This is a genomic window from Gordonia sp. (in: high G+C Gram-positive bacteria), assembly GCF_020438995.1.
Lineage (GTDB): Bacteria > Actinomycetota > Actinomycetes > Mycobacteriales > Mycobacteriaceae > Gordonia.
On sequence record NZ_JAGQTN010000015.1, the window covers coordinates 42,023 to 54,272 of the forward strand.

General features: G+C 64.7%; 10 protein-coding genes. 6 read left to right on the forward strand and 4 right to left on the reverse strand.

The window, feature by feature from the left end; translation table 11 throughout:
- Positions 1-46: 46 nt before the first annotated feature.
- Together KDB67_RS01230 and KDB67_RS01235 are read left to right on the forward strand one after the other, a co-directional pair.
- Entirely contained in the window at positions 47-1,786 is a 1,740-nt protein-coding gene (locus KDB67_RS01230; protein WP_291011359.1) for an acyl-CoA dehydrogenase family protein, read from the forward strand.
- 209 nt (positions 1,787-1,995) lie between these two features.
- Entirely contained in the window at positions 1,996-2,694 is a 699-nt protein-coding gene (locus KDB67_RS01235; protein ID WP_291011362.1) for an LpqN/LpqT family lipoprotein, read from the forward strand.
- A gap of 92 nt (positions 2,695-2,786) precedes the next feature.
- On the opposite strand, the gene KDB67_RS01240 is transcribed toward KDB67_RS01235, so the two are convergent.
- Complete coding sequence (locus tag KDB67_RS01240) at positions 2,787-4,019, reverse strand: helix-turn-helix domain-containing protein (RefSeq protein WP_291011364.1); 1,233 nt, start codon at positions 4,017-4,019, stop codon at positions 2,787-2,789.
- 156 nt (positions 4,020-4,175) lie between these two features.
- Between KDB67_RS01240 and KDB67_RS01245 the strand changes: the two genes are divergently transcribed.
- The 3 genes from KDB67_RS01245 to KDB67_RS01255 are packed head-to-tail and all read left to right on the forward strand — an operon-like array spanning position 4,176 to position 8,878.
- Positions 4,176-5,627 (forward strand): AMP-binding protein, encoded by a 1,452-nt coding sequence (locus KDB67_RS01245; RefSeq protein ID WP_291011366.1) that lies wholly within the window; start codon positions 4,176-4,178, stop codon positions 5,625-5,627.
- Between the two features lie 52 nt (positions 5,628-5,679).
- Positions 5,680-7,452: a DUF3556 domain-containing protein gene (locus tag KDB67_RS01250; protein WP_291011368.1), complete on the forward strand. Its 1,773-nt coding sequence runs from the start codon at positions 5,680-5,682 to the stop codon at positions 7,450-7,452.
- A 10-nt stretch (positions 7,453-7,462) separates the two neighbouring features.
- Positions 7,463-8,878, forward strand: a complete 1,416-nt coding sequence (locus KDB67_RS01255) for an NAD(P)/FAD-dependent oxidoreductase (protein WP_291011370.1) — start codon at positions 7,463-7,465, stop codon at positions 8,876-8,878.
- Between the two features lie 51 nt (positions 8,879-8,929).
- Here KDB67_RS01255 and KDB67_RS01260 read toward each other — a convergent pair whose 3' ends face one another.
- Both KDB67_RS01260 and KDB67_RS01265 read right to left on the reverse strand, forming a co-directional pair.
- Complete coding sequence (locus tag KDB67_RS01260; RefSeq protein WP_291011372.1) at positions 8,930-9,448, reverse strand: hypothetical protein; 519 nt, start codon at positions 9,446-9,448, stop codon at positions 8,930-8,932.
- Positions 9,449-9,480: 32 nt separating this feature from the next.
- The gene (locus KDB67_RS01265; protein ID WP_291011374.1) at positions 9,481-10,902 is read right to left on the reverse strand and encodes an ADP-ribosylglycohydrolase family protein; all 1,422 of its coding nucleotides are present in this window, start codon (positions 10,900-10,902) and stop codon (positions 9,481-9,483) included.
- 74 nt (positions 10,903-10,976) lie between these two features.
- Between KDB67_RS01265 and KDB67_RS01270 the strand changes: the two genes are divergently transcribed.
- Entirely contained in the window at positions 10,977-11,666 is a 690-nt protein-coding gene (locus tag KDB67_RS01270) for an NUDIX hydrolase (RefSeq protein WP_291011376.1), read from the forward strand.
- A gap of 10 nt (positions 11,667-11,676) precedes the next feature.
- Here KDB67_RS01270 and KDB67_RS01275 read toward each other — a convergent pair whose 3' ends face one another.
- A complete protein-coding gene (locus KDB67_RS01275) occupies positions 11,677-12,120 on the reverse strand; it encodes a globin (RefSeq protein ID WP_291011378.1) in 444 nt (147 codons plus the stop codon).
- Positions 12,121-12,250 lie beyond the last annotated feature (130 nt).

The following is a 12,250-nucleotide window of genomic DNA, read 5'->3' on the forward strand; positions in this document are numbered from 1 at the left end:
GTGCAACCCGTACGCAGTGCCCGACGACGCTGCTAGGTTGGCTCCCATGCCAGAGATCGCCAAGTCAGTCAATGACCTGTTTCTGAACCCCCGTACCTACGATCCGTCTCATTTCGACGCCGAGACGGCCCACCTGCTGCGCGCGACCATCGATTACTTCGAGGGCGTCGGCAAGACCGAACTGCTGCGCCGCGACCACAACGCGGTGTGGGTCACCGACTACCTCGACTTCGTCAAGCGGGAGAAGCTCTTCTCCACCTTCCTGACCAGGGCCGATTACGCCGACGGCGACGACAACCGGCGCTGGGACACCTCCCGTAACGCTGCACTCAGCGAGATCTTCGGCTTCTACGGCCTGGCGTACTGGTACGCCGAGCAGGTCACCATCCTGGGCCTCGGGCCGATCTGGATGAGCGACAACGACGAGGCCAAGAAGAAGGCGGCCCAGCAGCTCGCCGACGGTGGCGTGATGGCCTTCGGCCTGTCCGAACGGGCCCACGGCGCCGACGTGTACAGCACCGACATGCTGCTCACCCCCAACGAAGACGGTGGCTTCACCGCAAACGGCACCAAGTACTACATCGGCAACGGCAACGTCGCCGGGATGGTGTCGGTATTCGGCCGGCGCACCGACATCGACGGCCCCGAGGGCTATGTCTTCTTCGTCGCCGACAGTCAGCGCCCCGACTACCACCTCATCGACAACGTCACCCACGGCCAGATGTACGTGAGCACGTTCGCGCTGGAGAACTATGCCGTCACCGAAGCCGACATCCTGCACACCGGCCCGCAGGCCTTCGCCGCCGCACTCAACACCGTCAACATCGGCAAGTTCAACCTGTGCAGCGGTTCGGTGGGCATGGTGGAGCATTCGTTCTACGAGGCGATCACCCACGCGCACAACAGGATTCTGTACGGCAACCCGGTCACCGACTTCTCCCACGTACGGGGCAATTTCGTGGAGGCGTTCGCCCGGATCGCGGCGATGAAACTGTTCAGCAACCGCGCCATCGACTATTTCCGCAGCGCGAGCCTGGAGGACCGTCGCTACTTGCTGTTCAATCCGATGACCAAATCGAAGGTCACCTCGGAGGGTGAAAAGGTGATGACGCTGCTGCTCGACGTCGTCGCGGCCAAGGGCTACGAGAAGTACACCTACTTCCACCAGGCCAACCACTACGTCGGGTGGTTGCCACGCCTGGAGGGAACGGTGCACGTCAACGTGTCCCAGATCCTAAAGTTCATGCCCAACTACTTCTTCAACCCCACCGAGTACCCCGAGATCGGCACTCGCCTCGATGCGGCCGACGACTCGTTCTTCTGGGCGCAGGGCCCCGTCGGCGGCACCGGCAAGATCCAGTTCGCCGACTGGACCAAGCCGTACGAGGAGTTCACCAACCTGCCGAACGTCGCGGTGTTCTACGAGCAGGCCAAGGCGCTCAAGGAACTGCTCGTGACCGCCGGTCCGTCGGCCGACCAGCAGAAGGATCTCGACTTCCTGCTGACCATCGGCCACCTGTTCTCACTGGTCGTCTACGGCCAGCTCATCCTCGAACAGGCCAAGCTCCTCGATCTCGATCCCGCACTGGTCGACCAGATCTTCGTGACGACGATCCGCGACTTCTCGGCGTACGCCGTCACCCTGCACGGCGCAACGGCCGCCACGCAGGCGCAGCAGCAGTGGGCCCTGGGTGCCGTCCGCGCCCCCCACGTCGACGACGAGCGCTTCGCCCAGGTCTGGGACATGGTCGTCTCCTTCGACGGCGCCTACGAGATGCCCGCCTGACGTTTTCCGAAAAGTTCCTGGAGATATGGCGTCTCTCAGGGGCATATCGCCCTTGAGAGACGCCATATCGGAAGTTTCTCGTACCCGCTGTTGTGCTCCCGGCACAAATCTGAGCGTTGAGTTAGTCCGGCCTGGGAGTTCCCGTCGGATTCCGACGTGAGCAGGTGGCTTGTCGCTGTAAGGTTCCCGACTGTACAGAAGGAGCATCCATGAGCAGCTTGGCAACCATCGTCCGGACCGGTGTCGTCGCCGTTGCCGTCGCCTCAGTGCTGGCGGCGTGCGGCGACTCCGGGGACTCGGCGTCCGGGGAATCGACGGCGAGTGCCACGAGTGTGGTCGCGTCGAGCAACTCCGCCCCGGTCACGCCCGCTTCCGTCGAACCGGCCTCGGCTCCGAAGACCATCCAGGAGTACATCAGCGCCAACAAGATCGCCGAGTTGGTCATCCGGCGCGGTGACCCCGGCCCGGTGGTGGATCTTCCGGTACCCGACGGGTGGAAGGTTCAGAACGATCTGGATGCCGCACCGTACGGGGCGATCGTCTACTCGAAGACCGAGGTGCCGAGCAATCCTCCGCGGATCCTGGCGCTGATGTCGAAGCTGACCGGTGATGTCGACAGGGACAAGCTGCTCGAGCTCGCGCCCGGCGAACTGCACCAGCTCGACGGCTGGAGCGGACCTGCTGACGGCACCCGCGGCACCCTCGGTGGGTTCGACTCGGTGCAGATCGCCGGCACCTACGTCAAGGACGGTAGCAATGGTGTGATCGGGCAGAAGACGGTGATCATCCCGGGCAAGGACGGGTCCACGTACGTTCTGCAGCTCAATGCCTATGCCGACGCTTCCGAGCAGGGAATTCTCGGTGCGGCGACAGAGCAGGTGGACAAGAAGACGAAGATCACCGTGTGACGGCGATATTCTTCGGTCACCTATAGCACCTATAGCCATGTCGGCTCGGGTTCTGACGTATGTAAGTCGAACGTATGGAAGTCGAACGTATGTCAGTCGGGGGAACCGGCCGACGTCGCATCGAGCACGAGCAGTGCGGCCTCGACGTCCAGCCTGTCGTCGCCGATCGGCCGGCCACGGCGTTCGATGGCCCGCCCGACCCGGTACTTGACCGAATTCGGGTGCAGCAGAAGCTCTTCGGCGGTGGCCTTGTAACTGCCCCCCGTGCGGAGGAACACCCGCAGCGTTGCCCGCATCCGTGCGTCGGGTTCGGTGTCCGAGGCCAGCGGACCGAGTACAGTCTCGGCCCAGTCGTGGGCGGCCTGCCGGTCGGTGCCCACAAGGGCGGTCAGCATCATCCCCGGATCGGCGGCATCCACCACCGAATGGTCACCGGCCACCCGACGCAGAGCAATCGCCTCCCGATGCGACCGGCGGAACCCGGACAGGCCGGATTGGACGGTGCCGAACGTGAATCGTGGGCCGTCGGCCCGGGCGGCCAGACGCGCCGCGGCCTCCCGGATGCGCGGCACCATCGCGTAGTCGGTGATCGGCAGCCATCCCCACGCCGCGTGGTGGTCGGCCGCGACGAGCAGTGGTCCGTCGACGACGGAGGCGAAATCGCGGATCAGCACAGCGGGCAGGTTGGTGGAAATGGAGACGCTTTCCTCGGGATACCAGGCCGTCAACGCCATGTGGACCCCGCGCAGCCGGTACCCGATCTCGACGCCGGTGGCATCCTGATCGACGTCGTCGTCGTCGGCGAGGAGTTCGCGGATGCGGACGGTCCGGGCGCCCGACCGGCCCTGTACCCACCGGTCGCGCTCCAACTCGTACGTGTCGATCACCTGCTCGGTGACCGCGTCGACCTGCGTGAGTGACCACAGGGTGATCCAGTCGTGCGCCAGGAGTTTGACCTCAGTGCTCGCAGATGTGGCACGCAGACCGGTCAGTATCGCCGGCAACATCACGCCCTGTCCGAGCCGGTAAGCGCGGACCAGCGCGGTGACCCGGAGGCCCCGCTGCGCCAGCCATCGGGTGTATTCCTTTGCGGCGGAGGGTAGTTCGACACTATCGGGGGAGATTCCCTCGGTGAGGGCCTCGAGGACGCTGTCGATGTTGGCCCGCACGCTCGACGTCAGGGGGTCCTGGCTTCTGCTGCCGTTCAATTCGGGTAGTTCCGCCACGATCCGGGCCGTCACCTCGGCTGCCATTGCCGCGGGATCCAGTGACGTCGCGGCCAGCAGCACGACCGCCTTCACCGTCGCTTCGTCGGCAAGATCCATTTCCACAGAGTAGATCCTCGCCGAATCGTGACCCCGGGACTTCGTCTTCGGGGGACGAAATAGATACGGGTTCTTTGTTTCCCGAAGACTATGTGAGCCATATCACATAGCCGTAGGGTTGTTCCTTGCCGAACCAGTTCTGACCAAGGAGCCAAGGTGACTTTCGCATCTCTGCCCGATCAACGCGCTGAGGCGGCGCCGCACGCACCCGCCCTGGCTGACGACACGCTCGACCTGGACAACACCGCGTTCGCCGATGCGGTCCGGCGCGCCACGGCAACCCTGCGTGCCGCCGGCGTGGGACACGGTGACGTCGTAGCAATCAAACTGCCCAATACGGCGGTGCTGGTGGTGGGTATGTTCGCGGCCTGGCGCCTGGGTGCCGCCGCCACCCCGATCAACCCGAGTCTCACCGCCGCCGAGGTTGAGTACCAGATCACCGACGCCGCCGCTACGGTCCTCATCAGTTCCGATGGTGCTGAGGCGAGTGTTCCTCTGCTGGACGCCGACAGCCTCACCGCGGCCGAGCCCGACGGCGCGGACCCGGCGGCCCAGCCGTCGGATGTGGCGCTCCTGATCTACACATCGGGCACCACCGGGCGCCCCAAGGGTGTGGTGCTCGATCACGCCAATCTGGTCAGCATGGTCGAGATGAACGCGTCGAACACCGACATCAGCGAGTCCGACCACAGCCTGCTCATCCTGCCGCTGTTCCATGTGAACGCGATCATCGTGAGCGTCCTCGGTCCGCTCGCCAACGGCGGCTGTGTGACGATCGCCGGCAGATTCGATCCAAGGACCTTCTTTGATCGCCTCGAATCCACTGGGGCGACGTACTTTTCGGCAGTCCCCACCATCTACACGATGCTGCTGGGATTGCCGCCGGAGGTGCAACCGGACACCTCGAAGGTCCGGTTCGCGGTGTGCGGTGCGGCGCCGGCCAGCGTCGAACTGCTGGAGGGCTTCGAGAAGCGTTACGGTTTCCCGCTGGTCGAGGGCTACGGCTTGTCCGAATGCACGTGCGCGGCCACCTGCAACCCGATCGACGGTGTCCGCAAGGTCGGTTCGGTCGGTCCGGCGCTGCCCGGAGTGGAGATCAAGATCGTCGATCGCGAGGGACAGTCGTGCCCGGTGGGAGAACCTGGCGAGGTCCTGCTGCGCGGCGCAAATATCATGCGCGGCTACCTGAATCGGCCGGAGGAGAACGAGAAGACCCTCATCGACGGCGGCTGGCTGCGTACTGGCGATGTCGGATATCTCGACGAGGACGGCTACCTGTTCCTGGTGGACCGGGCCAAGGACATGATCATCCGGGGCGGCGAGAACATCTACCCCAAGGAGATCGAAACCGTGGTCTACGGTGTGCAGGGGGTCGCCGAGGCGGCGGTGATCGGCCGCCCGGACGAGAAATACGGCGAGGTCCCGGTGCTGTACGTCTCCACCCATCCCGGCGTCGAATTGGGCCCCGAGGCCATCACCGAGCACCTGCGCACGCAGCTCGCGAGATACAAGCAGCCCGTCGACATCATCATCACCGACACCCTGCCGAAGAACCCCGTGGGCAAGCTGGACAAGCCCACTCTGCGTCGTATCGATCAGTCCGCCTGAACCCGGTCCGCTTGAACTCTCAGTTCTTTCACACTCGTAAGGACGAATTGTCATGGGATTCACCAAACCCGATCTACCCGAAGTAGTTCCCGAGGAATACCTGGCGCTGCCGCTGCAGGAGCGGCTGGCGATCTCGACACACCGCTGGGTCGATTACGGCTTCGGCACGGCGAAGATCTTCTTTCTCATCTACGCGATAAAGCTGGTGTTCTTCTACGCCCTTCCGGGTATCATCATCACCACCGCCACCTCCGGTCTGCATTTCTGGGAGGTGGACACCTGGTGGGATCAGCCGATCATCTACCAGAAGTTGATCATCTGGACGATGTTCCTGGAGTCGCTGAACCTGGCCGGTGCCTGGGGGCCGCTGACCAACAAGTTCAAGCCGTGGACCGGCGGGTTCCGGTTCTGGTCCCGTACCGGCACCATCAGGCTGCGGCCGTGGACCTGGGTGCCCGGGACCGCGGGCACCACCCGAACCCCGCTCGACGTCGGCATGTACTTCCTGTTCCTCATCTCGCTGGTGGTGGCGCTGGTTGCCCCTGGCGGGGAGTTGGAAGATTCCGCACCGCATCGGCTGATCGATCCGAAGCTGCTGATCGCGCCGCTCGTGCTTATCTGTCTGATCGGATTCCGGGACAAGGTGGTGTTCCTGGCCTCTCGCGCCGAACAGTACGTACCGGCCCTGCTGATCTTCGCGATCCTGCCCTACGCGTCGTTCGCGACGATGATCGTCGCCGGGAAACTGCTCATCGTCGTCGTGTGGGTGGGCGCGGGTCTGTCGAAGGTCGGCCTGCATTTTGTCAATGTCATTCCGGTGATGGTGTCCAACAGTCCGATGCTGCCGTGGAAATCCTTGCGGCGTGCGAACTATCGCAATTACCCCAACGACCTGCGGCCGTCGAAACTGGCCCGGTTCATGGCCGATATCCTCGGCGCGATCGGTGAGATCGCGGTGCCGATCCTGCTGTTGTTCTCGGTGAACCGCACACTCACCGTCGTCGGCGTGGTGTTCATGATCTGCTACCACCTGTTCATCATTTCCACCTTCCCGCTGGCCGTGCCGCTGGAATGGAATCTGCTGTTCATCTACATCTCGATCATCCTGTTCGTGGGATTCCCCGCAGGTGACGGGTACTCGGTGGTGGACATGAATCCGCCGTGGTTGATCCTGGTCATCTTCGCGATGCTGATCTTCTTCCCGGTGCTCGGCAACATCCGCCCCGACAAGGTGTCTTTCCTGCCCTCGCTGCGCCAGTACGCCGGCAACTGGGCTGTGGGGCTGTGGGCGTTTGCGCCCGGTGCCGAGGACAAGCTCAATCGGTTGACCAAACGCCCGATCCCGCCGCTCATCGATCAGCTGGAGGCGATCGACGTTCCACGGGAATGGGGTGAGGTGATCGGTGATTTCGGGTTGAGCTGGCGCGCTATGCACAGTCAGGGCCGGGGCGTATATTCGACGATGATGCGCTTCGTTCAGGACATCGATCTGCGCAGAATCCGCGAAGGTGAGGTTATGTCGGGTATCTGCACCGGTTTCAACTTCGGCGACGGTCACCTGCACGACGAGAACATGATTGCCGCGGTCCAGGAACAGGTGCGTTTCGATCCGGGCGATGTGATGATCGTGTGGGCCGAGTCGCAGCCGATCACCCGGTTCGAGCAGGACTTCAAGATCATCGACCCGGCCGTGGGTGTGCTCGCGAAAGGCACTTGGAGCGTGCGTGATTGCGTGAACGCGCAGCCGTGGCTCCCTGACGGCCCGATCCCACTGAACATCACGTGGACGTCGGACCCGAAGCGCTTCCCCCTGGGTGTTTCGTGATGAGAGTCTCGTGAGCACAGCCACGATCGTGGGCGGCGGGCCCAACGGGCTCGCCGCCGCGATCACCCTGGCCCGCGGAGGCATGGAGGTCACGCTGCTGGAGGCCGGCGACACCGTCGGCGGCGGACTGAGGTCCTTCGAGGCGATCGTGCCCGGGCTGGTACACGATCATTGCGCGGCCATCCATCCGATGGCGGTCGGGTCACCATTCCTGGCCACTCTGGACTGCGAACGGCTCGGATTGCACTGGCGTTCAGCCGAACTCGACTGTGTACACCCGCTCGACGACGGCAGCGCCGGAGTGCTCCATCGCAGTGTCGCCGACACCGCTGCCGGCATGGGAGCCGACGGCGGTGTGTGGCGGGCACTGTTCGACCGCCCGGTCCGGAAGTTCGACGTCCTCGGACCGGCGGTGTTGGACTCGCTCGTCAAGGTGCCGCGGCACCCGTTCGAACTGGCCCGGTTCGGTATGCCGACCGTGCTGCCGGGGTCGGTACTGGCCCGGTTCTTCCGCACTCCTCAGGCGAGGGCGTTGTGGGGCGGTATCGCCGCGCACACCTTCCGGCCGCTGAACCAACCGCTGACGTCGGCGATCGGGCTCGGCATCACCACCGCCGGACATCGGTTCGGTTGGCAGGTGGCCGAGGGCGGATCGGGACGGATCGCCGACGTGATGGAGCGGACGCTGCTCGAACTCGGTGGGCGGATCGAGACCGGGGTTCGCGTCTCGTCGTTCGCGGATCTGCCATCGGCGGATGTGACGATGTTCGATCTGGACCCGCGGGCGGTGGCTGCGATCTGCGCTGACCGGCTACCGAACCGGGTGCTGCGTGAGCTGCGCCGGTTCCGGCACGGACCGGGTGCCTTCAAGGTGGATTTCGCTGTCCGCGAGGGTATTCCGTGGACCAACCCGGATGCCCGGCGCTCCGGAACCGTCCACCTGGGTGGTGACTTCGCCGAGGTCGCCGCCACCGAACGGACGATCCAGCAAGGTCGGATGCCCGAGCGGCCGTTCGTGCTGGTCGGGCAGCAGTACCTGGCCGATCCCGGCCGCAGCGTCGGGGACGTGCACCCGGTATGGGCCTACGCCCATGTCCCCAACGGTTACCGGGGCGACGCCACCGAGGCGATCATCGGTCAGATCGAACGTTTCGCGCCGGGCTTCCGCGACCGCATCGTCGGCAAGGAAGTCTGCTCCACAACCGAGATGCCCAGCTACAACAGTAATTACGTCGGTGGCGACATCAACACCGGATCGAAGGACGCCGTGCAACTGGTCCTCGGCCCCCGACTGTCGGTGCACCCCTACGATCTAGGCGTCCCTGGTGTGTATATCTGCTCGGCTGCCACCCCACCCGGCCCGGGAGGCCACGGCATGTGCGGCTTCCATGCCGCCGAACGTGCCCTACGCAAGCTACCCAACTAATCGGAATCCTGGTGCTCGTATATGGCACCAGGATTCCGATTTGTTCTGTGGTCAAGCCACTTTCGCGCCGGTGCGGTAGGCGAGGTCGTCACGGTTGGCCGACATCGCCGCGAAGAACACGTCGACGAGATTGGTGAGGTGGCGCGGGGCGAACGGTATCGCGACCATATCGATCTCCTGCCAGATATTTCTGTTGACCAGCGACCACTTGACGAAAGTGCTGCGCCGGTTGAGGATTCCGATCTCCACTTCACTCGCGCGCCGCGAGTACACCCCGTGCGCGACCCTCGCCATGATGGTGACGGCAGGCTGGTTGGTGTGCACGCGAACCCACACGACCTGGCCCATGTGCGAGAGCACGAAGTCGTCATCGTCGTCGGTCTCGGGCATCTCGCCGAACTTTTCCCGCAGGGCCTCGCCGACCCAGCCCAGCAGCTCGGCCCGGTCCTCGGCGACCCGCACCAATGCCGCCGACGTGGTGGTGTCGGTGCGCTCGGTGGCATTGAACTCGCGCCACAGGTCGTGGGAGCCTTCGGATGACCGCTTGTCGCGGTCCTGAATGTTGTCCATGTCTCCTCCTTCGGGAGTGGGTGATTCGTCAGTTATCGCTGTGCGGCGATCCGACCGAGTGCCTCGTCGAATGCCGAGTTGGGGTTCACCCGAGGCAGTACGCCACGCACCGCGGAGGTGGCCTCGGCCAGGCCGACGCCCCGCTCCAGCGCGTATGCGATGCCGACGGTCGGGGTCCGGCGGTGTGCGGCGACGCAATGAACCAGCACAACCTGTCCCTCATCCCGCAGTGCAGCAACAGTTTTCGCTGCATCATCCAGAATGAAATCGAGATTCGGATTCTCCGACCGGAGTTCCGAGTCCATCAACCAGTAGCAGATGTGCTCGACTCCGGCCGGAGGGACCTGCTCGGTGCCCACTCGGCACAGGCTGATCACCGCCGTGACCTCTGCGGGCAGCTTGTCGAGTGCGTCCAGGTCGCCGAGCAACACACCGTCGTCGTAGGGGTGTTCCACGAGTACGCCGGTCGTGCCCCCATCCGTCATCCGCGACGCATTCGGCCACACACCGGGTTTCGGACCGCCGGAGGTCGCCTGAATGGCGGCGTGCACGAGATCCTCACCGCGCTTGCCCGGGTAACCGTGCAGGATGCGGCGCCACTTCGCAGGGATCGCCGACGCGCCCCACTTCGCACCGATCAGCGCGCCGGCGATCGCCGCGACGGTGTCGGTGTCGTCGCCTATTCGGATCGCGGTGCTCAGCGTCTCGGCGAAGCCGTCGGAGTGAACGATCGCCGACCAGGCCGCCTGCAGTGCGCTGACCACCCATCCGTTCGGATTGAATCGTTTCGGGTCGGAGGTCTCGGCCTCGTCGATCCGCTCGGTCCAGTAGGCGACGGCGTCGTCGTCGAGGTAGCGCAGGCCGCCGCGCAGATCCAGCTCACCGTCGATGACGGTGCGGCGGATCGACAGCGACCACAGCACGCATGCTTCCTGTGCCCGCGGATCGAAATGCGTCAGCGCGCTGATCTTGCGAGCGGCGTCGGCGACCGCGTCGGGATTGCCGAGGAACGGCAGCGCGACGGCAGCGGTGCGCATCAGCGATCCGTTACCGGCGGTGCGCCCGGTCTGCTCGTGAAAGCCCGCGGCGGCCGCGGTCAGTTCGACCGCTGTCGGATCGGCGCCGGCCCGGCCCAGCACGTTGCTGGTCTGGATGCCGATGTCGGCGGGGCGGGATTCGTACCACGTACGGAAGTTGCGCCCGATCGCGGTCAGTGCGGCGTCGGACCGCAGGTCCTGGCCGGTCGCGGCGACGTCCAGGATGCACCACGCCATCGTGGTGTCGTCGGTCCATTCGCCCGGGGCGAAGTTGCCCAGGCCGCCGCCGATCATCTGCGGACCGTCGGTGCCGACGCGTGCCGATCCGAATTCGTAGCCTGCACCCAGTGCGTCGCCGACGGCGGAACCGAGGACCGCGCCACATGCGCGGTCTGTCTGTGCTGAATTCAGCTTCATGCCGAACTCCTTCTCTTTAGCGCTTCAAAATCTCTAAAGAGAAGTTAGCACGCGAAGTGCGCTAATGTAAAGCCATGGCTGTGAGCGAACTCGAAAACTACCCCCGACCTGGGGTTACGGTTGATCTGGCGATCCTGACGGTGTGCCGGGCACCGTACGATCCCGCGCTGCACGTACTCATCCAGGACCGGACCAACCCTGACGGCCGCGCACTCCCTGGCGGTTTCATGCGCGAACGCACGACCGTCGCGCAGACCGTCGACGACGTGTTCGGCCGCAAGGTTGGCATCCGGCCGCAGCGACAGACCCATCCGCGACTGCTGCGGCTGTTCGACGATCCGGCCCGCGACAACCGCACCTGGGTGATCTCCGCCGCCCACTCCGTATCGATGTGCGAGACCGACCTGGCGTCTGCGACAGGCACCCTGGTACCCGTCGACGCCGACGGCCGGATCATGAGGGAGGACCCGCTGCTGTTCGACCACAACGAGATCGTCGCCGCCGCGGTCATGGGCCTGCGTGAACGCTACGAGTTCCGGCACCGCTATGCCGACACCCTCCCCGACCCCGACGGCTTCCTCCCCGAACCGTTCACCCTGCATCAGCTCCGCAGAGTCCACGAGGCCGTCGTCGGAACCCGCGTCCACAAGGACAATTTCAACCGCCGCATGAAACCGTTCCTGGAACCCGTCCTCCAAGACGGCCGCCCGCTCCTCTCCGAGGGTGACCGAGGCCGCCCCGCCGCCCTCTACCGCCGAGCGTGACGTCCCCGCGCTACGCGGGAGTGGGTTGCGGCCGGTAACCTTCGGCCTCGGCGATCTGGTCGTCCATGACGGGTCTCATCCGGTCGATGAGAGCGCACCAGCCATCGTGCATCTCCGAGGTCCACCGGTCGCCGAGCCCGTCACCGATGGTGTCCCGGATCATGTCGAACATGTCGAACATCATCTCGCGTCCGACTCCCCACGCCACGTGGTCGGCGATCCAGTGGGTGGTGTATTCGATCGGGGTCGTGTGGTCCGCCACGTCGGAAAGCAGCATGAGAACCGACGACATCATCCGCGATTCCATGTACTTGTCGAAGGCGAACATCTCTTCACCTTCGGGGTACTTGACGAAGAACCGCTCGTAGATCATCGGCGTGGGGTCGCCGACGAATTCGTCATACAGTTCGAGGGACCGGAGCACGGCCGCGTCACCGGTGTCGGGCTGCTCCATCGCAAACCTCCCACTCGATCCGATGTCCGATAGCCGCATGCTTCCACCCGCACCCACCGCGGGCAATACCCTCACCACCGAACGTGACCTTGGTCCCGCCCCCTTCCCGCGTCCAGAACTTCGTCCCGCG